The 21,221-nt window shown below is 69.3% G+C and carries 16 protein-coding genes; 15 read left to right on the forward strand and 1 reads right to left on the reverse strand.

Going from position 1 to position 21,221, the window contains the following annotated elements; translation table 11 throughout:
- Window positions 1–21: 21 nt before the first annotated feature.
- The 13 genes from F6B43_RS15130 to F6B43_RS15185 are packed head-to-tail and all read left to right on the forward strand — an operon-like array spanning window position 22 to window position 18,344.
- The gene (locus tag F6B43_RS15130; protein ID WP_150449822.1) at window positions 22–5,388 is read left to right on the forward strand and encodes a DUF4082 domain-containing protein; all 5,367 of its coding nucleotides are present in this window, start codon (window positions 22–24) and stop codon (window positions 5,386–5,388) included.
- Between the two features lie 45 nt (window positions 5,389–5,433).
- Window positions 5,434–6,519, forward strand: coding sequence for a Gfo/Idh/MocA family protein (locus F6B43_RS15135; RefSeq protein ID WP_150449823.1), 1,086 nt, complete (start codon window positions 5,434–5,436; stop codon window positions 6,517–6,519).
- Window positions 6,516–7,508 (forward strand): NAD-dependent epimerase/dehydratase family protein, encoded by a 993-nt coding sequence (locus F6B43_RS15140; RefSeq protein ID WP_150449824.1) that lies wholly within the window; start codon window positions 6,516–6,518, stop codon window positions 7,506–7,508. Before F6B43_RS15135 ends, F6B43_RS15140 begins: the two co-directional genes overlap by 4 nt.
- On the forward strand, window positions 7,505–8,668 hold the full coding sequence (locus tag F6B43_RS15145; RefSeq protein ID WP_246159987.1) for a DegT/DnrJ/EryC1/StrS family aminotransferase: 1,164 nt from the start codon (window positions 7,505–7,507) through the stop codon (window positions 8,666–8,668). The genes F6B43_RS15140 and F6B43_RS15145 overlap by 4 nt, the downstream gene beginning before the upstream one ends.
- Window positions 8,665–9,291, forward strand: a complete 627-nt coding sequence (locus F6B43_RS15150) for a NeuD/PglB/VioB family sugar acetyltransferase (RefSeq protein ID WP_150449825.1) — start codon at window positions 8,665–8,667, stop codon at window positions 9,289–9,291. Before F6B43_RS15145 ends, F6B43_RS15150 begins: the two co-directional genes overlap by 4 nt.
- Complete coding sequence (locus F6B43_RS15155; RefSeq protein WP_150449826.1) at window positions 9,288–10,409, forward strand: DegT/DnrJ/EryC1/StrS family aminotransferase; 1,122 nt, start codon at window positions 9,288–9,290, stop codon at window positions 10,407–10,409. Before F6B43_RS15150 ends, F6B43_RS15155 begins: the two co-directional genes overlap by 4 nt.
- Window positions 10,406–11,443, forward strand: coding sequence for a glycosyltransferase family 2 protein (locus tag F6B43_RS15160; RefSeq protein ID WP_150449827.1), 1,038 nt, complete (start codon window positions 10,406–10,408; stop codon window positions 11,441–11,443). The genes F6B43_RS15155 and F6B43_RS15160 overlap by 4 nt, the downstream gene beginning before the upstream one ends.
- A gap of 58 nt (window positions 11,444–11,501) precedes the next feature.
- Window positions 11,502–12,944 carry an oligosaccharide flippase family protein gene (locus F6B43_RS19915; RefSeq protein ID WP_246159988.1) on the forward strand — a complete coding sequence of 481 codons (1,443 nt, stop codon included), beginning with the start codon at window positions 11,502–11,504 and terminating at the stop codon, window positions 12,942–12,944.
- The gene (locus tag F6B43_RS19920; protein WP_246159989.1) at window positions 12,941–14,056 is read left to right on the forward strand and encodes a glycosyltransferase family 2 protein; all 1,116 of its coding nucleotides are present in this window, start codon (window positions 12,941–12,943) and stop codon (window positions 14,054–14,056) included. The genes F6B43_RS19915 and F6B43_RS19920 overlap by 4 nt, the downstream gene beginning before the upstream one ends.
- Window positions 14,053–15,267: a rhamnosyltransferase WsaF family glycosyltransferase gene (locus tag F6B43_RS15170; protein ID WP_150449828.1), complete on the forward strand. Its 1,215-nt coding sequence runs from the start codon at window positions 14,053–14,055 to the stop codon at window positions 15,265–15,267. The genes F6B43_RS19920 and F6B43_RS15170 overlap by 4 nt, the downstream gene beginning before the upstream one ends.
- Complete coding sequence (locus F6B43_RS15175; protein ID WP_150449829.1) at window positions 15,264–16,826, forward strand: acyl-CoA ligase (AMP-forming), exosortase A system-associated; 1,563 nt, start codon at window positions 15,264–15,266, stop codon at window positions 16,824–16,826. The genes F6B43_RS15170 and F6B43_RS15175 overlap by 4 nt, the downstream gene beginning before the upstream one ends.
- Complete coding sequence (locus F6B43_RS15180; RefSeq protein ID WP_150449830.1) at window positions 16,823–18,049, forward strand: pyridoxal-dependent decarboxylase, exosortase A system-associated; 1,227 nt, start codon at window positions 16,823–16,825, stop codon at window positions 18,047–18,049. The genes F6B43_RS15175 and F6B43_RS15180 overlap by 4 nt, the downstream gene beginning before the upstream one ends.
- Before the next feature lie 40 nt (window positions 18,050–18,089).
- Entirely contained in the window at window positions 18,090–18,344 is a 255-nt protein-coding gene (locus F6B43_RS15185) for an acyl carrier protein (protein WP_150449831.1), read from the forward strand.
- Here the strand turns inward: F6B43_RS15185 and F6B43_RS15190 are convergent.
- Window positions 18,341–19,063 carry a hypothetical protein gene (locus F6B43_RS15190; RefSeq protein WP_211368159.1) on the reverse strand — a complete coding sequence of 241 codons (723 nt, stop codon included), beginning with the start codon at window positions 19,061–19,063 and terminating at the stop codon, window positions 18,341–18,343. The genes F6B43_RS15185 and F6B43_RS15190 overlap by 4 nt on opposite strands.
- 102 nt (window positions 19,064–19,165) lie before the next feature.
- Between F6B43_RS15190 and F6B43_RS15195 the strand changes: the two genes are divergently transcribed.
- Window positions 19,166–19,918 carry a hypothetical protein gene (locus F6B43_RS15195; protein WP_150449832.1) on the forward strand — a complete coding sequence of 251 codons (753 nt, stop codon included), beginning with the start codon at window positions 19,166–19,168 and terminating at the stop codon, window positions 19,916–19,918.
- Entirely contained in the window at window positions 19,915–21,219 is a 1,305-nt protein-coding gene (locus F6B43_RS15200) for an O-antigen ligase family protein (protein ID WP_150449833.1), read from the forward strand. Before F6B43_RS15195 ends, F6B43_RS15200 begins: the two co-directional genes overlap by 4 nt.
- Window positions 21,220–21,221: the final 2 nt, after the last annotated feature.

Below are 21,221 nucleotides of genomic sequence, written 5' to 3' on the forward strand. Positions count from 1 at the left end.
CAGGTCTGGGGACTGGAATACATGGGGAACATTGCCGGCACACGGCGCCGTTGGGCGAACCGCTTCTCGGGGAGCCTTCGGGCGACCGCGATCACGGCGATGGCGGTCCTTGTCGCTGCCACCCTCGTCGCCGTGGCGCCGCCGGCGACCGCCGCGGCAGGCAGCCCCTGCGGTGCCACCATCAACGCCATCACGTGCGAGAACTCCAAGCCGGGCACCGATCCGAGCATCTGGGACATCCAGGGCGCGGGTGATGCCGACATCCAGGGCTTCGCCACCGACATCAGCGTCAACGTCGGCCAGAAGATCGACTTCAAGATCGACACGACGGCGTCGTCGTACAAGATCGACATCTACCGCACCGGCTGGTACCAGGGGCTCGGAGCGCGATACATCGCCTCGGTGAACCCGTCCGCGGCGCTGCCGCAGAAGCAGGGGCAGTGCGTCTCCGATCTCAACACCGAGCTGTACGACTGCGGGACGTGGGCGGTTTCGGCCTCGTGGAACGTACCGGCGGACGCGGTGTCCGGCGTGTATGTCGCGAAGCTCACACGCAACGACAACGGCGATGCGAGCCACATCATCTTCATCGTCCGCAACGACGGCAACACGTCGCAGGTGCTGTTCCAGACGTCGGATCCGACCTGGCAGGCATACAACACGTACGGCGGATCGGACTTCTACCAGGGTGCTGCCAACGGCCGCGCCTACAAGATCAGCTACAACCGGCCGTTCGCCACACGCGGTCTCGAGCAGGGCCGCGACTTCTACTTCGCCTCCGAGTACGCCACGGTGCGCTTCATGGAGCGAAACGGCTACGACATGAGCTACATCGCCGGTGTCGACACCGACCGCCGGGGCGGCGAGCTGCTCTCGCACAAGGTCGTGCTGTCGGTCGGGCACGACGAGTACTGGTCGGGCGCGCAGCGCGCCAACCTCACGGCGGCACGTGACGCGGGAGTGAACCTGCAGTTCCTCACCGGCAACGAGGGGTACTGGCGCACCCGATACGAGAACTCGGTCGACGGATCGAACACCGCCTACCGCACGCTCGTGACGTACAAAGAGACGTGGGGCAATCAGGCCAATCCGGGCGGCGGCAAGATCGACCCGAGTTCGGAATGGACGGGCACCTGGCGCGATCCGCGCTTCGCCACCCCTGCACAGGGCGGTGGGTCGCCCGAGAACGCGCTCACGGGCACGATGTACATGGTCAACCACGGCGATCTGCCCGTGACGGTTTCGTCGACCGAGGGAAAGACCCGGCTCTGGCGCAACACGGGGCTCGCCTCTCTGGCGGCGGGCACGACCGCAGCCCTGGCCCCGCACACCGTCGGCTACGAGTCCAACGAAGACATCGACAACGGCTTCCGTCCCGCGGGTCTGATCCGGCTCTCGACCACGACGGGGGCGGTGCCCCAGTACCTGACCGACTACGGCAACACCGTCGTGGCCGGCACCACCCGGCACCACGTCACGTTCTACAAGGCCCCGAGCGGTGCGAAGGTCTTCTCCGCCGGCAGCATCCAGTGGGGCTGGGGGCTGGACCAGGAGCACGACGGTGCCGGCGCCCCCGCCGATGCGCGGATGCAGCAGGCGCAGGTCAACCTGCTCGCCGACATGGGGGCTCAGCCCGGTTCGCTCATGTCCGGCCTGGTGGCCGCGACGGCCAGCACCGACACGACGGCTCCGACCACCACGATCACCAGCCCCGCCGCCGGTGCCTCCATCCCGGGGGGAACCACGGTGACCGTGACGGGAACCTCGGCCGATGCCGCGGGCCAGGTCGCCGGCGTCGAGGTCTCGACGGACGGCGGCACGACGTGGCATCCCGCCACCGGCACCACGTCGTGGACCTACACCTACGTGCAGCAGGGATCGGGCGCCTCGACGATCAAGGCACGCGGTATCGACGACAGCGGCAACTACAGCGCCTCCGGGACCTCGACGGCGATCACCGTGACCGGCCCGTACTCGGCGTTCGGCACCGCCACGCCGACGATCGCGTCGGCCTCCGACGCGGGAGCGGTCGAGCTCGGCCTCAAGTTCACGCCGACCTCGGACGGTTTCGTCAAGGGCGTCCGCTTCTTCAAGGGTGCCGCCAACACCGGCGCCCACGTCGGCTCGCTGTGGGACACCTCCACGGGCGCCCGCCTGGCGACGGTGAACTTCACCGGCGAGACGGCCACAGGGTGGCAGACCGCATCATTCACGACCCCGGTGCCGGTGAGCTCCGGGCACACGTACACCGTGTCGTATTCCGCGCCCAACGGTGGATACGCGGCCGACCAGCTGTACTGGCCGTACGTGGCACGCGCCAGTGCGCCGGTGAGCGTGACGTCGGGCGTCGGCGCCGCCGCACCGGGTGTGTACGGAGCGCTCGGGACAATGCCGGCCGCGACCAACCTGGAGACCAACTACTACGTCGACGTGCTCTTCGACAGCACCGACAACTCGCCATTGCGCCTCTCATCGACGACTCCGCTCGCGGGCTCGTCCAGCGTCGCACCGGGTGTGCCGATCTCTGCCACGCTCTCGCGAGCGGCGGTCGCGGCATCCGTATCGATCGCCGTGAAGACCTCTGCCGGGGCGTCCGTCGCGGGGAGCACGGCCTACGACACCGCCACGCGCGTGGCGACCTTCACGCCTTCGGCCGCGCTCGCGCCGTCTACGACGTACACCGCCACGGTCACCGCGACGGATGCTGCGGGCATCGGCGTCGCGCCGGATGCCAACAGCTGGTCGTTCACCACCGCCGCAGCCACGCTGCCGGACGGCACGTGCCCGTGCACGCTGTTCCCGGATGCATCCCAGCCCGCCGTCTTGAACGGCAATGACCCTCTCGCCGTCACCGTCGGTGTCCGCTTCACGAGCACGACGGCCGGCACGATCACGGCGCTGCGCTTCTTCAAGTCCACCGCGAACACCGGCGCGCACACGGGTACGCTGTGGCGCGCCGACGGAAGCGTCGCCGCGACGGTGAACTTCACCGGGGAATCGACGCAGGGATGGCAGACCGCCACGCTGTCGCAGCCGGTCGCGATCACCGCGAACACCGAGTACATCGCCTCCTACACCGCTCCGGCGGGTGGGTACTCCGTGACGCCCGGTCAGTTCGGGAGCGCGTTCACCCGCGGTCCCCTGGTGGTGCCGGCGAACGGTGGCAGCTACACCTACAGCAACGGATCGTTCCCGGGCCAGCGCTCGACCGCGGGCTACGGCGTGGACGTGGTGTTCCAACCCGCCGCCATCGGGCCCGCCATGTCGGCGACCACCCCGCAGAACGGGTCGGCGTCGGTCGCGACATCCTCGACGATCACGACGACCTTCGACAGTGCCCTGACCAGCGCGTCGGTCGCAGTGACGAGCGCGGGATCACCGATCGCAGGGTCGACAGCACTGTCGGCCGACAGCAAGTCGATCGTGTTCACTCCCGCTGCCGCCCTTCCCGCGGGAGCGATCATCGCGGTCGCGGTCACGGGGATCGTCGGTTCGAACGGCGCCGCCGGAACCGATGCGTCCTGGTCGTTCGAGACCGCCGCCGCCGGAGCGACCGTCGTGTCGTTCTTCAGCGGTCAAGGGGCGGCGTCGTCCACGGCGACCAACGACACCAGCGCCGTCGTGCTCGGCATGAACTTCACGACGTCCGCACCCGGTGAGGTGCGCGCCATCCGCTTCTACAAGGCTGCGGGGAACACCGGCACGCACACCGGATGGCTGTGGGGGAGCGGCCCGACGCCGCTCGCGACGGTGACCTTCAGCGGCGAGACCGCCTCCGGCTGGCAGCGCGCGGTGCTGAGCACCCCGGTGCAGCTCCAGCCCGGCACGACCTACACGGTCTCCTACCTTGCGCCCGCGGGGAACTACTCGTTCCAGGGCGGTGCGTTCTCGTCGCCGGTGTCGAGCGGTCCGCTGACGGCGGCCTCGCCCGCCAACGGCGTGTATCTCTACGGCACGTCCGGAAGGCCGACCGCGAGCTACAACTCGACGAACTATTTCGTGGATGTCGAATTCGTCCCCTCCACGGCCGTCGTGCCCGAGACCCTGTTCGGCCAGACCGTCCCCATCGAGTCGTCGGTCACCGACACGGCCGCGGTCGAGTTGGGCACGGCGTTCACCGTGGCCGAAGCCGGTCAGGTCACCGCCATCCGCTTCTACAAAGGGCCGGGCAACACCGGTCAGCACACCGGATCGCTGTGGCTCGACGACGGGACGAAGCTCGCGACCGTGACCTTCACGGGAGAGACGGATGCCGGATGGCAGCGCGCCGTCCTCACCACGCCCGTCGGGGTCGACCCCGGCAAGACCTACGTCGTGTCGTACTTCGCGCCCTCGGGCGGCTACGCGCGTGAGCTGTCGTACTTCGCCACTCCCAAGGCCAACGGACGCATCACCGCGGTGACGCCGCAGAACGGCCGCTTCTTCTACGGTGCGAACGGCGGCTTCCCGACGGGGTCGTACCAGTCTTCCGCGTACTTCGTCGACGCCGAGGTGACCTTCGCGACGTCCCCGGGGACCACCCCTGCGCCGGTGCCCAGTCCGTCCGCGACGCCGACCAGCACGCCGACACCTACACCTACACCTACGCCGACGCCGACGCCTACGCCGACGCCGACGCCGACGCCGACGCCGCCGCCGGCCGTGACGATCTCCGCGCGCACTCCGGCGAGCGCGGCGACGGGCGTGGACCCGGCCACGGTCAAGACCGTGACCGCGACGCTCGCGAACGCCTCGTCGGCCACGCTCGCCCTCACCCTCGCCGGTGCGAACGTCGCGGGGTCATCGGCCTACAACACCACGACGAAAGTCGTGACCTTCACGCCGACGGCGCAGTTCGACTGGTCGAAGACCTACACCGCGACCGTCACCGCGAACGGCGCGGCCGTGACGGGCGGCGGCTGGACGTTCACGACCAAGTCCGCGCCCTCCACGATCTTCGGCACCACCGCCGCTCCCGCGAACGCCAACACGTCGGTCGCTCAGGCGATGCAGATCGGCACGCGGTTCAAGACCTCGGCAGCGGGCGTGGTCACCGCGATCCGCTTCTACAAGGGCAACCTCAACACCGGCACCCACACGGGCTACCTGTGGGCGTCCAACGGCACCAAGCTCGCGACGGTCACGTTCACCGGCGAGACGGCGTCCGGGTGGCAGACGGCGACGCTGTCCACACCCGTCCGGCTCACGGTCGGGGCCGAGTACCGGGTCGGCATGTACAGCACGTCGGGGCGCTACCCGTCCACGACGAGCGGGCTGTCGGCGGTCGTGACCTCGGGACCGCTCTCAACGTACGCAACCGGCGGAGCGTATATTTACTCCGCGAACTATCCCAGCACCACATCAACGACGAACTTCTGGGTCGACGTCATCTTCAACCCAGACAACTAGGACAACGCGTCCACATCTGATTACGCCGCGCGGGGGTGCGGTTACATGAGGGGGAGTGACTTCAGCGTGTCTTCGCGACTGAACGTGGCAGTGATCGGCGCCGGCTATTGGGGCCCGAATCTCGCCCGCAATTTCCGGGCGAGCCCGGACTGGAATCTCGCAGCGATCTGCGATCTCGACATCGAGCGCGCCCAGCGCGTGGCCGACGGCGTGGGTGGCGTGCCGGTCACGCCGAGCCTCGACGACGTGCTGGCCGACCCGGGGATCGACGCGATCGCGATCGCTACCCCGGCGCGCACGCACCACCCGATCGTGCTGAAGGCGCTGGATGCCGGCAAGCACGTCATGGTGGAGAAGCCGCTCGCAGACGAGCGCGCGCGCGGTGTGGAGATGGTCGAGCGCGCACGGGCGAACGGCCTCGTCCTGATGGCCGACCACACCTACTGCTACACGCCAGCCGTCCTGAAGATCCGCGAGCTCATCGCCGACGGCTTCCTCGGCGACATCCTCTTCGTCGACAGCGTGCGCATCAACCTCGGGCTCATCCAGCCCGATGTCGACGTCTTCTGGGACCTCGCGCCGCACGACCTGTCGATCATGGACTTCGTCCTCCCGGGGGGCCTGGACGCGACGACCGTCTCGGCGCACGGCGCAGACCCGCTCCGCACCGGCAAGTCGTGCGTGGGCTACCTCGCCATGCCCCTGCAGAACGGCGCGATCGCGCACGTGCACGTCAACTGGCTCAGCCCGACGAAGATCCGTCAGATGGTGATCGGCGGCACCAAGCGCACCCTCGTGTGGGACGACCTCAATCCGCAGCAGCGCGTGAGCGTCTACGACCGCGGTGTCGACCTCGCCCTCCAGTCCGCCGGGACAGCCGACACCAGGGACTCGACGATCTCGTACCGCCTCGGCGACACGTGGGCTCCTGCCCTGCCCGAGCGCGAGGCCCTGGCCAACGTCGCCGCGGAATTCGCGGCATCCATCCGAGAGAAGCGCGACGCGCGCACGAGCGGCGAGTCCGGCCTGCGCGTGCTGTCCGTGCTCGAAGCAGCCACCGGCAGCCTCGGCCGCCAGGGCGCCCCCTACCCCGTGGCTTCCGGCCACACGAACGGAGACCACGCATCATGACGAACCTCGAAGGCACCGACATCCTCGTCACGGGGGGTGCGGGCACGATCGGCTCCACGCTCGTCGACCAGCTCCTGGATGCGGGCGTCGCGCACATCGACGTCCTCGACAACCTCGTCCGGGGGCGGGTCGGCAACCTCGACGACGCGCTCGCGTCGGGGCGGGTCACGCTGGTGGACGGCGACATCCGCGACGCGAAGCTCGTCGACGACCTGACCGCAGGCAAAGACCTCGTGTACCACCAGGCGGCCATCCGGATCACGCAGTGCGCGGAAGAGCCCCGGCTCGCGCTCGAGGTGCTCGTGGACGGTACGTTCAACGTCGTCGAGTCGGCGGCCAAGCATCGCGTGAAGAAGCTCGTCGCAGCCTCCAGCGCCTCGGTGTTCGGCCTGGCGGAGGAGTTCCCGACGACCGAGCGTCACCACCACCACAACAACGACACGCTCTACGGGGCGGCGAAATCGTTCAACGAGGGTCTGATCCGCAGCTTCCGCGCGATGCAGGGCCTGGACTACGTCATCCTCCGCTACTTCAACGTGTACGGCCCGCGCATGGACGTGCACGGCCTGTACACAGAGGTCCTCGTTCGCTGGATGGAGCGGATCGCCGACGGCAAGCCCCCACTCATCTTCGGTGACGGCCAGCAGACGATGGACTTCGTCTGCGTGCCCGACATCGCCCGGGCGAACGTCCTGGCGGGCGCGAGCGACGTCGTGGACGGCGACTACAACATCGCCAGCGGCACCGAGACGAGCCTGCTCGAGCTCGCCGAGGCGCTGCTGCGGGTGATGGGGTCGGATCTGGGTGTCGAGCACGGCCCGGAACGCGCCGTCAACGGGGTGACCCGACGCCTCGCCGACACGAGCGCGGCCAAGCGCGACCTCGGATTCGAGGCGACGATCGGGCTCGAAGAGGGTCTGCGTCAGCTCGTCGAGTGGTGGACTCCGCTGCGCGACGAGATCGGCGCCGGACGGACGGTCAGCGCATGAGCGAGCGCATCAACGTCATGGTTCCCTGGCTCGGCCAGGAGGAGGCGGATGCTGTCGCCGAGGCCATCGCGAGCGGCTGGGTCGCGCAGGGTCCGCGCGTGCTGCGCTTCGAGCAGGAGTTCGCGGCAGCCATGCAGGCGCCGTACGCGGTCGCGACCACGAGCTGCACGACCGCGCTGCATCTCGCGCTCATCGTCGCGGGCATCGGGCCCGGCGACGACGTCGTGATCCCGTCGTTCTCGTTCATCGCGACCACCAACGCGGTGCGCTACGTGGGTGCGAATCCCGTGTTCTGCGACGTCGATCCGGTGACGGGCAACATCACGGGCGAAACGGTCGCCGCGGTGCTCACGGACGCGACGAAGGCGGTCATCGCGGTCGATCAGGGCGGCGTACCGGTCGACCTCGATGATGTCCGCGCGGTGACCGATCCCCGCGGGATCGTCGTGGTCGAGGACGCCGCGTGCGGCGCCGGATCGACCTACAAGGGCCGCCCCGTGGGTGCCGGAGCCGACATCGCCGCCTGGTCGTTCCACCCCCGCAAGCTCCTGACCACGGGCGAGGGCGGCATGATCACGACGCAGCGCGAGGACTGGGCGGCGCGTGCGCGCCACCTCCGCGAGCACGCCATGAGCGTCTCGGCCGCCGACCGGCATGCCTCCGTGCTCCCTCCGGCGGAGGAGTACACCGAGATGGGCTTCAACTTCCGGATGACCGACCTGCAGGCAGCCGTCGGACTCGTCCAGCTCGGCCGCCTTCCGCAGATCGTGGAACGTCGCCGCGAGATCGCGGAGACGTATCAGCGCGCGATCGACGCGATCCCGGGGCTCCGCGCCGTGGCCGATCCCGCATACGGGACCGGTAACTTCCAATCGTTCTGGGTCGAGGTCGGCGAGGACTACCCGACCGACCGCGAAGGGCTGCTGGAGGCGCTCGCGCTCGCCGACATCTCGGCGCGGCGCGGGATCATGGCATCGCACCGGCAGCCGCCCTACCGTGCACTCACTCCGTCGCAGGGTCTGCCCGTGACCGAGCGGCTGAATGACCGGACGCTCATCCTCCCCGTGTTCCATACCCTCACGGATGCCGACCAGGCGCGCGTCATCGCCGTGCTGCGCAACCCCGGAGAATTCGCAGCCGCCGGGAGCGCACTGTCGTGAGCGGGGGACTCCTGCTCGTGGGGGCGAGCGGACTGGCGCGCGAGGTGATCGCCGCCGGCATAACGGGTGTGGTCGGCATCGTCGACGACAACGAAGACCTGCACGGCGGCGACATCGAGGGAGTGCCGGTGGTGGGCTCGATCGCCGACGCGGTCACCCGCGACGAGTCGCTGCTGGTCTGCGTGGGGCCGAGCGCGAGCAGGCGCAACGTGGTGCGTCGGCTCGTGAAGTTCGGTGTGACGCAGGAGCGCTTCGCGATTTACGTCGCGCGATCGGCGCGGATCGGGGCCAGCAGCGAGATCGGCCCGGGCAGCATCCTGCTGGACGGCGCCGTCGTCACCGCGAACGCGACGATCGGCCACCACGTCGTGGTGATGCCCAACTCCACGATCACCCACGACTGCGTCCTCGAGGATTTCGCGACGCTCGCCTCCGGCGTCTCGCTCGGCGGGGGCACCCGTATTCGCGAAGCGGCATACATCGGCATGAACGCGTCGATCCGGCAGGGAGTGACCATCGGCCGCGAGGCCACCGTCGGGATGGGAGCCGCCGTGCTCGCCGACGTACCGAAAGAACAGACCTGGGCCGGCGTGCCCGCCCGACCTCTGGAAGTGTCCGAATGACAACGATCGTCCCGTTCCTCGACCTCGCCGCCCAGCAGGCGGAGATCGCCGCCGAGGTACTGCCCGTGTGGGAGCGCCAACTCGCCTCCGCCGGCTTCATCGGCGGCCCGGAGGTCGACGCGTTCGAGCGCGAGTACGCCGACTACATCGGCGTGCGGCACGTCGTCGGCGTCTCCAACGGCACGGATGCGCTCGAACTCGCCTACCGCGCCGTCGGTATCGAGCCCGGCGACGAGGTGATCATCCCGGCCAACACGTTCATCGCGACAGCCGAGGCCGTCTCGCGGATCGGGGCGATACCTGTCCCGGTCGACGTCGACGATGAGTTCCTCCTCCTCGATCCCGACGCCGTCGAGGCGGCGATCACGTCACGCACCCACGCGATCGTGCCCGTCCACCTGTTCGGCCAGACCGCACCGGTCGAGCGGATCGCTCCGATCGCCGAGAAGTACGGACTCGTGGTGATCGAGGATGCCGCGCAGTCCCAGGGGGCCACGTCCGGCGCCGGCCGCGCGGGCGCGCTGTCCAGGGTCGCCGCTACGAGCTTCTACCCGGGCAAGAACCTCGGCGCCGCCGGCGATGCCGGCGCTGTCATGACCGACGATGCCGAGGTCGCCGCCCTCGTCCGCAACCTCGGCGGCCACGGAAGCTCGGTCAAGTACGTGCACGACCACGTCGGCATGAACGCGCGACTGGACGCCGTGCAGGCCACGGTCCTCCGGGCGAAGCTCCGTCGGCTCGACGGCTGGAACGCTGCGCGCCGGGCCGCCGCCGACCGCTACGCGGATCTCCTGAAGGACGTCGCGGGCGTGCGCACCCCGTCGGTGCGGCCGGGCAATCAGGACGTGTGGCACCTGTACGTCGTGCGGGTCGCCGAGCGCGACCGCGTCATGGCAGAGCTCGGTGCAGCCGGCATCGGCGTGGGCATCCACTATCCGACGCCCGTCCACTTGACCCAGGCGTACGCGTCGCTCGGCTACCGCCGAGGGCAGTTCCCCATCGCCGAGGCGGCGGCAGACAGCATCCTCTCGCTGCCGATGTTCCCGCACCTCACCGAGGCTCAGCAGGATGCCGTGGCCGATGCGCTCCGCGCAGCCGTCGGCGAGGACAAGAGATGAAGCTGCAAAAACCGGCGCCGCTGCGGCGCCGTCCGCTCGTCACCGTCGTGGTGCCGCACTACAACTACGGGCAGTTCCTGCCGGTCTCGGTGCGGTCCGCGCTCGACCAGCGCGGCGTCGACGTCGAGGTCATCATCGTCGACGACAAGTCGACCGACGGCAGCGAGCAGGTAGCCCGCCGTCTTGCCGAGGAGCACCCTCAGGTCACCCTCGTCGAGCACGAGCAGAACATGCGGCACATCCGCACCTACAACGACGGTCTCTCCCGCGCCAACGGCGACTACGTCGTGCTGCTCTCGGCCGACGACGCGCTGACCACCGACTCGCTCACCCGCTCGCTCGCCCTCCTCGAGGCCCATCCCGAGGTCGGGCTTGTCTACGGGCGCGTCGAATGGTTCGACGGCGAGCCGCCGGAGTTCGGCCCGACCAGGGAGTGGTGGCAGATCTGGCGCGGCGACGAGTGGGTCGACCGCGTATGCCACCGCGGTCGCAACCCAATCGGCAACCCCGAGGTCGTCATGCGGCGTTCGGTGTATGACGACATCGGCGGCTACGACCCCGATTTCCCGCACGCTGGCGACATGTTCATGTGGCTGCAGGCGGCCGCGCGCGCCGACGTCGGCTTCATCGGCGGCCCTCGCCAGGCGTACTACCGCAATCACGGCGGCAACATGCACACCAACGACTTCGGCGGGGTGCTCGATGACATGACGCAGGTGCGTGATGTGTACCGCCGCTTCTTCGTGCACGACGGTTTCGATCTTCCCGGCGCAGGGCGGATGCTCCACACGGCCATGAAGTCCGTCGCCCGCGAGTCGCTGCTGCGGGCTGCCCTGCTCACGGCGCAGGGCGCGCCGGCCGAGACGCTCGCGCAGCTGCAGCGCTTCGCGGAGGAGACGGCGCCGCATGCCGCCGACAGCGCGACATGGCGGTGGGCCGACCTGTCGCGCCGGCGCGTCGCCCCGGCGATCCGTGCCACCGAGAGCCTGCGCTGGAAGGTCCGCTCCCGCCGCACCGACCTGATCGGCCTCTGACCGCGCACGGGCTCACGAACCCTGACACCCCTCACCGACGACAGACATTGACGCACCCATGACACAAGAGCAGCCATCGCTCCGCGCCGCCGCCGCACGCGGCGCGGCGTGGAGCGGCCTGAGCACGATCGTGCTCAGGCTCGGCGGTCTCGTCGTGGGCATCATCCTGGCCCGCATCCTCGCTCCCGAGCAGTTCGGCGTGTACGCGGTCGCGCTCACGGTGCAGGGCATCCTCCTCACGGTCGCCGACCTCGGCCTCTCGGCTGATCTGATCCGCTCGGACGACCCGCGGCGGATCGCCCCGACGGTCGCCACGCTCGGACTGCTCAGCGGCACGACGCTCGCCATCCTGACGATGACGACCAGCGGGATGCTGGCGGATGTGCTCGGCAGCCCTGATGCGGCGCCCGCGATCGCGGTGCTCTCGCTCACGCTGTTCTTCGGCGGCGCGTCGGTCGTGCCGTTCGCGATGCTCTCGCGGCGCTTCCAGCAGCGGGAGCTGTTCTTCGTGGGAGCCGCGGATTTCGTCGTGTCGACCACGGTCACGCTCGCGCTGGTCGGGCTCGGTTTCGGAGTGATGGGCCTCGCCGTCGGCCGCGTCGCCGCTCAGCTGGTGTCGAGCACGATGCAGTTCATCCTCGCCCGAGAGGTCCCCCGCTTCGGCATCGACCGTGTGATGCTCCGACCGGTCCTCGCCTTCGGCCTGCCGATCGCCGCGGCGAACCTCCTGTCGTGGGCGCTCCTCAACGTCGACAACATCGTGCTCGCCCGCGTCGCGGGGGCCACCGCGCTGGGCTACTACGTGCTCGCATTCAACATCTCGAGCTGGCCGATGAGTGCGCTCTCGCAGATGGTGCGCTCGATCTCGCTGCCGTACTTCTCGCGGACGGGACAGAGCAGCGAGGGTCTCGCCTCCGTCACGGCGATCGCGTGGGCGGTCGCCCTCCCCGCCGGCGGCGTGCTCGCCGTGCTCAGCGCGCCCGTGATCAACGTCGTCTACGGCGAGAAGTGGATGCCGGCAGCTCCCGTTCTCGCCGCACTCGGGCTCTACGGGAGCCTCCGCGTCGTCTTCGACATCTTCGCGGGATACCTCTACGCGCGGGGCCGCTCCAAGCCAGTGCTCTGGATCCAGATCGCCTGGCTGGTGGTGCTCGTCGGCGGGATGATCGTGGCCACGACGCAGTTCGGAATCCTCGGAGCCGCCTGGGTGCACGTCGCTGTCGCCGTCGTGATCATCCTGCCCATCTACCTCCTGGTGCTGCGCGCCGCCGGCGTGCACGTCGGCGAGATCGTGCGCGCGCTGTGGTGGCCGACGCTCGGTGCCGTGGGCGCGATCGCGACGGCGTTCGCCGTGCACGCGCTGATCAGCGAGTCGCTCCCCGCGCTCCTGGCGGGCGGATTCGCCGCGGTCGCGGTGTGGGCGGCGATCATGTGGCCGTGGGCGCGACGACGCCTGGCCGAGATCCGGCGCACACGTGCGGTGGCGGCGGAGGTCTCGTGAGATCCCGTCACGATCGGTCGATCGACACACGCGCCGTCTCGCCCGAGGAGTCTCCCTCGCGCGCCACGGTGAGTGTCGTCATCCCCTGCTACAACTACGCCCGGTATCTGCCGGAGGCGGTCGCGAGCGCGCTCGACCAGATCGGTGCGGATGTCGAGGTCATCGTCGTCGACGACGCCTCGACCGACGACAGCGCGGCGGTCGCGGCGGATCTCGCACGATCCGACGGTCGCGTGCGCGTGGTCGCGAATGCCGAGAACAGCGGGCCGGTGGCCACGTTCAACCGCGGCCTCGCCGCGGCGACCGGAGAGTTCGTCGTTCGCCTCGACGCCGACGATGTGCTCACTCCCGGCGCGCTGCAGCGGGCGGCGGCAGTGATGCAGCGGCTGCCCGACGTGGGTCTGGTCTACGGTCGTCCGCTGCACTTCTCCGGCGACGCGCTCCCGCCCGCGCGCAGCCGGCCGTCGCAATGGCTGGTCTGGAAGGGCGCCGACTGGCTCGCCGCACGCTGCGCCGACGGCACGAACGTCATCACCTCACCCGAAGTGACGATGCGCCGCAGCGTGGTGGACGTCGTCGGCGGCCAGCGCGAGCTCGCGCACACCCACGACATGGAGATGTGGCTGCGGATCGCGGCGCACGCGGACGTGGCCTACATCCAGGGCGCGGACCAGGCATGGCACCGCGAGCACGCGGCCAGCCTGTCGACGCAGGCCGAAGCGCCGCTCGTGATCCTCGCGGACATCCGCGTCGCGTTCGACACGCTCTTCGCGGGGCTCGGACCCGGCTATCCCGCGATCGATCGGCTGCGGGCGCGTGCGCACCGGGCGGTGTCGCGCCAGGCCCTCGCCGAGGCGGGGAGCCGGATCGACCGCGGCCGATCGGCGGACGACCTGCTCGACTTCGCCGCCGCGGTGGACCCGACGATCACCGGCACGAAGGCGTGGCGTCGCGCGAAGGCGCGGTCGCAGCATCCCGCCCCGCGGAGCGTCGCCCTGGCGCGCGGGCTGCCGGACCGGGTCCGGCGGCGGTTGTCGGCGGCGTCGCGTATGCGACGATGGCGCGAGGCGGGCGTGTACGAGAAGATCCGCGTGGAAGGGGCTCCGGCATGAGCGGGCGGTTCAGCGACGTCCTCTCGCGGCTGCGGCGCGCGCGGGACGTGGGGATGCGCGGCGTGGCCCAGCGGGTGGCGCAGCGCGCGTATCGTCAGACCGGCGCGGCGGAGCTGTCGTTCCAGATCGCCCCCGACGACCTGCTCACCGCCGTGCCCGATGCCCTGCCGGTGCCCGCGCGCCGACCGGCGAAGGGCGCCCCGCTCGTCATCGGCTGGATCATGAGTCCTCCGACGGTCGGGTCGGGCGGTCACACCACGCTCTTCCGGATGATCGAGAGCCTCGAGAAGCGGGGCCACACCTGCATCGTCTACATCTACGACATGCACGGCGTCGACGTCGAGGCCATCACCCGCGTCATCCGGCGCGGCTGGGCCGCGGTACGTGCCGAGGTGCGCGACGCCGACGAGGGGCTCGCGGGGGTGGATGCCGCCGTCGCGTCGTCCTGGGAGATGGCCCATGTCCTCGCACGACGCGGCACCGACCCGCTGCGGCGTCTGTACTTCATTCAGGACTACGAGCCGTACTTCTACGCGCACGGCGCCGAGTACGAGTTCGCGAAGATGACCTATCGCCTTCCCTACCGTCGGATCGCGCTCGGCGAGATGCTCGATGCGATGCTGCGCGAGGGGTCGGGGGTCGACTCCGATGTCGTCCCCTTCGGATGCGACTCGTCGGCGTACGGGCCGCCCCCGGCAGGCACGCGCCGGAGCGGCATCGTCTTCTACTGCCGGCCTGACACCCCGCGACGCGGCTATTTCCTCGCGCGCGCGGCGCTCGAAGAGTTCCACCGGATGCATCCGAACGAAGAGATCCACGTGTACGGCGCCCGACCGGAGGGGCTCGACATCCCGGTGACGTTCCACGGACGCCTGTCGACCGACCGGTTGAACGAGCTGTACGGGCGCACGGTGACCGGACTCGCGATGTCGTTCACGAACATCACCCTGGTCGCCGAGGAGATGCTCGCCGCCGGCAACATCCCCGTCGTGAACGATATGGAGCTCGCGCACCTGGTGCTCCCGAACCCCCACGTGCGGTGGGCGGAGCCGACGGCTCGTTCTCTCGCCGAGCAGCTCAGCGCCGCCGTATCGGCGAACGACATCGACGAACGCGCGGCGGCGGCGGCGGCATCCGTCGTCGGGCGATCCTGGCAGCCCACGCATGACGCCGTCGTGCGCATCATCGAAGAAGAGGTATACGGCGCATGAGCGCTCGGACCAATCTGCATCACCTGCTCTCCCAGGCGGCAGCCTCGACCCCCGAGGCGCCCGCGCTGTCGTACCGCTCGCAGACGCTCACCTACGCGCAGACCTGGGCAGCCGCGCAGGCTGTGGCCGCTCGGCTGCAGGCGATCGGCCTGCAGCGGGGGGATCGCGTCGCGATCTACCTCGAGAAGCGATTCGAGACGGTCGTGTCGATCTTCGCCGCATCGGCCGCCGGCGGCCTGTTCGTGCCGATCAACCACGTGCTCAAACCCGCCCAGGTCGGGCACATCCTCACCGACAGCTCCGCGCGCGTCCTCATCACCTCGGGCGATCGGCTCGCCCAGCTGGAGGGCACCCTGCCCCCCACCATCGAAGACGTCGTGGTCGTCGGGACCCCGCCCTCGGGGCACGCGGGCATGTACCGCGTGCACGCGTGGGACGAGCAGGTCCGCGGGACCGCAGCGCCGGCCTTTCGCGGAGTGATCGACGTCGACCCCGCTGCGATCCTGTACACCTCGGGGTCCACGGGGGCGCCGAAGGGCGTGGTGCTCAGCCATCGCAACCTGATCGTCGGAGCCGAGAGCGTGAGCACCTACCTCGGCAACACGCGCGAGGACGTGATCCTGAGCGTTCTGCCGCTGAGCTTCGACGCGGGCCTGAGTCAGGTGACCACGGCCTTCGCGGTGGGAGCGCACTGCGTGCTGATGAACTATCTCCTCCCGCGCGAGGTGCCCAAGCTCTGCGCCCAGTACGGCGTCACGGCGCTCACGTGCGTGCCGCCCCTGTGGCTGCAGCTCGCCGACCTTGACTGGCCGGCCGAGACGGCGGGGCGGCTGCGCTACTGGGCGAACACCGGGGGACGGATGCCGCGCGCCACGCTCGATCGGCTGCGCGGGATCTTCACCGGCGCCAGCCCGTTCCTCATGTACGGGCTCACCGAGGCGTTCCGCTCCACGTTCCTCGACCCGGCGGAGGTCGACCGCCGGCCGGACTCCATCGGCAAAGCCATCCCGAACGCCGAGATCCTCGTCCTGCGCCCGGACGGAACGCCGTGCGATCCCGGGGAAGAGGGAGAACTCGTGCATCGCGGAGCCCTCGTCGGCCTGGGTTACTGGAACGATCCGGCGCGCACCGCCGAGCGGTACCGGCTCATCGCGCGACCGGGCGAGGAGTGGCGCACCCCCGAGATGGCCGTGTGGTCCGGCGACACCGTCGTCGCCGACGAAGACGGCTTCCTCTTCTTCGTCGGACGCCGCGACGACATGATCAAGACGTCCGGCTACCGGGTGAGCCCCACGGAGGTCGAAGAGGCGTCGTACAGCACCGGCCTCGTCCGTGACTGCGTCGCGCTCGGGATTGAGGACGCCGCCCTCGGGCAGCGGATCGTCCTCGTTGCCACGCCGACGGGCGAGACTCTCGATCAGGATGCTCTGACCGCCGCGCTGCGGCAGGTCCTGCCCTGGTTCATGGTCCCGTCGGAGATCCAAGTGCGCGACGAGCTTCCCCGGTCGCCCAACGGCAAGTTCGACAGGAACCTGATCAAGGGGGAGGTCACCGCATGAACGCGAACGATCACGTCGCGCCTTTCGGCACGATCGACGGCGAGCTGAGGGTGGGAGGCATGCCCCTCAGCCGATTGGCTGCGCGCGTCGGATCTACCCCGTTTTTCGCGTACGACCGCGGCCTCCTCGATGCACGGGTCGATCGCCTCCGCGCGGCTCTGCCCGAGCGCGTCGAGCTCAGTTTCGCGATGAAGGCGAATCCGATGCCCGCGGTCGTGCAGCACCTCGCGCGCCGTGTGGACCGCATCGACGTCGCGTCCGGCCTCGAGATGCAGGCCGCCCTGGATTCGACCATCCGTCCCGACCGGGTGAGCTTCGCCGGTCCTGGCAAGGCGCCCGCGGAGATCCGCCAGGCGGTGGCTGCCGGCATCATCGTCGAGGTCGAATCGACGACCGAACTGGATCGCGTGCTCGCCGCCGGTGACGCCCTCGGCATCACCCCGACCGTCGCGATCCGCGTCAACCCCGACTTCGCGGTCAAGGGCTCCGGCATGCGCATGGGCGGTGGGCCGCAGCAATTCGGCATCGACGCCGAGCAGGTCCCTGCCGTGCTCCAGAAGTATTCCTCGACGGGCATAGACGTGCTCGGATTCCACGTCTTCGCCGGCTCGCAGAATCTGAACGCCGAGATCATTGCGGAATCGCAGCGCCGAACGGTCGACCTGGTCACCGACCTGTCCGCGCACCTTCCTACGGCGCTGCGGTACCTGAACCTCGGCGGTGGCTTCGGCATCCCCTACACCGAGCGCGATCAGCCGCTCGACCTCGACGCGATCGGCGGGGCGCTCGCCGACCTCGTCGATGGACCGATCGCCGATCGCTTCCCGGAGGCGAGCCCGGTGATCGAACTCGGGCGCTACCTCGTCGGCGAGTGCGGGGTGTACGTCACGAAGGTGCTCGATCGCAAGGTATCGCGCGGCAAGACCTATCTCGTCGTCGACGGCGGCATGCATCATCAGCTCGCGGCGTCCGGCAATTTCGGGCAGGCGATCCGCCGCAACTACCCGCTCGTGGTGGGCAATCGCGTGGAAGAGACCTCCGGCGAGGGGGTGACGGTCGTCGGCTGTCTGTGCACGCCACTCGACCTGCTCGGCGACGATGTGGCACTCCCGGCCGCGGGCATCGACGATCTGATCGTCATCTTCCAGGCCGGCGCGTACGGCCTCACCGCCAGCCCGACGGCGTTCCTCGGGCACCCTGCCCCCGCCGAAGTGCTCGTCTGACCCTCTCACCCCACTTACTCGTCCACGTCAAGGAGACATCATGACCGACACCCTGAATGCCGTGCGCGGCGTACTCATCGAGACGCTCGAGCTCTCGCAGCAGCCCGCTGACCTCACTCCGGAAACCGCCCTGTTCGGCGCGCTCCCCGAGCTCGATTCGTTCGGCGTCGTGCAGCTGGTGGCCGCGATCGAGGAGCGCTTCGACATCACGATCGACGACGATGAGTTCGGGGCCGAGTTGTTCGACACCGTCGGGACCCTGACGGCGTTCGTCGACGAGAAGCTCGCCGCCTAGCGAGAAGCGGACGACTCCGCCATCGCGGGCGGAGTTGCGCCCGCCGGAGTGACCCTTTCCCGGGGGGCCGATGTGATCTTCGCCGTGGTGCGTCGTCGCGCCCGGTGCTCGAGGAACACAACCAGCGCGAGCACGGCGCCCATCCCGAGCACTCCGGTCATCGCGACGGCACGGATGCGGCTGCCGATCACGTGGTTGACGACCGCCGAGGCGGGAGTCACCGTCGAGATGATGTCGTTTACCGGATCGACGCCCTGCTCGCGCTGGAGCGCGTCGAGCTGGGTGGCGATCTCGGCGATCAGCTCGTCCTGGCGGGTCTCGACGGATTCACGGGTCGGCCCCACCACTTCGAGGATGATGGTCTGGCTCGCGAAATTGGTGGCCCACTGGCCGCCCGTGTCGGGAAGACGCATCGACCACCCGTCGCGGACGCCCTCCCCGATGAGGTTGACGGAGGAATCCGCGAACTTCGGCACGGCCGCCGGCCCCTCGATCCGCTTCGCCACAATGCCCGCGGTGATGATGAGGTCGCCCGAGGTGGTCTGCAACGAGTTCGGGTAGCGCGCGCTCGAAGGGGCCAGGAAGGCCACCTCTGTCCTCGACCAGTAGACGCCGCGGTCGCTGACGGCGAGAAATGCGACGGCGCCGGTCACGAGGGCTCCGATGAGCAGGATCGGCCAGCGGCGCACGAGCGCCCGCACGAGATCCCTGATCGTCACGCCCGAACTCTACGGCCACTGCCTGTGGGAGTGCCTCACATCGTCGGGGAGAACGCCTGACCGGGACGGCAATCGGTCCAGGGTTGCCTAGGATGAGGGACTGTGATCCTCATCGACTTCCTCCGCGCGCTCGGGCGCCGGTGGTACGTGCTCGTGGTCGGGCTCGTCCTGACCGTCGCGCTCGCGGTCGGTGCCTACGTCATCACGCCGCCCGAGTACACGGCGCGGGGCCTCATCATCCTGCTCCCTTCGGAGGAGGCGGTCGCCAACGGCGGCAATCCGTTCCTCGCGCTCGACAACCTCGACCTGCCCGCGCGCATCCTGGTCTCGTACTTCCAGAGCGAGTCCGCCCAGACCGACGTAGCGAACGTCGCAGCCGAGGCCACGTACGTCGTGTCCATCGAGGAATCCACGCGCGGCCCGATCATCGCGATCGATGTCAAGGACGTGAGCGCCGCCGGAGCCCTCTCGACACTCAACTACATCGCGGGCGAAGTGCCGTCCAATCTCGCCCGACTGCAGACCGAGGTGAGTGCGCCGCCCGCATCCTTCGTCCGCTCCACCCCCCTGACGATGGACACGATCGCCAAGGAGGATCTCTCGGGCACGATCCGCGTGGTCGTCGCCGCGGCCGCCGCCGGGCTGGTCGTGTCGCTCATCGTGGCCTTCCTCGTGGACCGCGTGCGACTGGGCAGTGGCCGTCGACGCGGTCTCGCGTTCGAGGACGAAATCGACGACGACACCGACGACGTCGACGAGACCGACGCGGATGAGCCCGAGGGCGGCGATCTGGACAACGCTCCGGAGGGCAGCATGGCTCCCGTCGGGATGGCGGCTCGCCGAGCCCAGCGATGACGATCGCTGAGCTGGGGCTTCGCAAGAGGACTCAGTTCGACGCGGTCACGTGGCTCAGCATCTACGTGGTGCTGCTGTTCCTGATTCCCTCGAAACTCGTCATCGGCCCGTTGGGGAGCGCAGGCGCCCCCTCGATGATCTTCGGGTTGGGAAGCCTGCTGATCTGGTTCCTGTTCCGCGCGGGCGCGCCGCGCAACCCCGTCGCGACGTACCACCCCGTGCGCATCGCGCTGTGCGCCTTCCTGTTCAGCATCGGCGTGAGCTACGCGATGGCGATGGCACACCCCATCAACACCGACGAGATCAGCCCGGCCGATGTCGCGCTCCTGGCCGTCGCGTCGTGGACGGGCACGCTTCTCACCGCACATGACGGCATCGTCAACCGTGATCGCCTGAACACCCTGGTGTGGCGCATCGTGTTGTGCGGCGGCGTCATCGCCGCGATCGGCCTCGCGCAGGTCGCGACCGGGCAGGCCTTGGTCGACATGATCTCGATTCCCGGGCTCACGGCCACCGAGGTCGCAGGCATCTACACGCGCGGGGCGTTCATCCGGCCGTTCGGCACCGCCATCCATCCGATCGAGTTCGGCGTCGTGATCACGATGCTTCTGCCGCTCGCTCTGCACGTCGCGTTCTTCCACACCCAGCGCAATTTCGTCGTGCGATGGATTCCGGCCGCGCTCCTCATCGCGATCATCCCGCTCACCTCGTCGCGCTCGGCGTACCTCGGGGCGGTCATCGCCATCGGCATCTGCCTGTTCAGCTGGCCGCGAGCGCGTCAGATCGGGATCCTGATCGTTGCTGCGCTCGGGGTGATGCTCATGACGATCGTGACGCCGAACCTCTTCAACTCCATCGTCAACCTATTCGCGGGCGTGCAGAACGATCCGAGCATCGCGTCCCGGACGGGGAGCTTCGATCTCGCATTCGACTTCGTCGCCAACAACCCCCTCTTCGGCCGCGGCCTCGGGACCTTCCTCCCCAAGTACCGGATCTTCGACAATCAGTACCTCGGGCTGCTTGTCGCGATCGGGATCGTCGGAACTCTGGTGTTCGTGGCGCTGGGCGTCACCGCGATCATCATGCTGCTGCGTCTGCGGCGCACCGCCGACGACGCGAGCACCCGAGACCTCTCGGTGTCGTTCGTGGCGGCGATCGCCGTCGGCTTCGTGTGCCTGGTCATGTTCGACGCGTTCTCGTTCCCCATGACGATGGGAGCGCTCTTCATCATCCTGGGGATGTCGGGAGCCCTGCGCCGACTCGAAGGCGAGCAGGAGAGCCTCCTGAGAACGATACGATGAGG

The organism is Microbacterium rhizomatis, from assembly GCF_008710745.1.
Lineage (GTDB): Bacteria > Actinomycetota > Actinomycetes > Actinomycetales > Microbacteriaceae > Microbacterium > Microbacterium rhizomatis.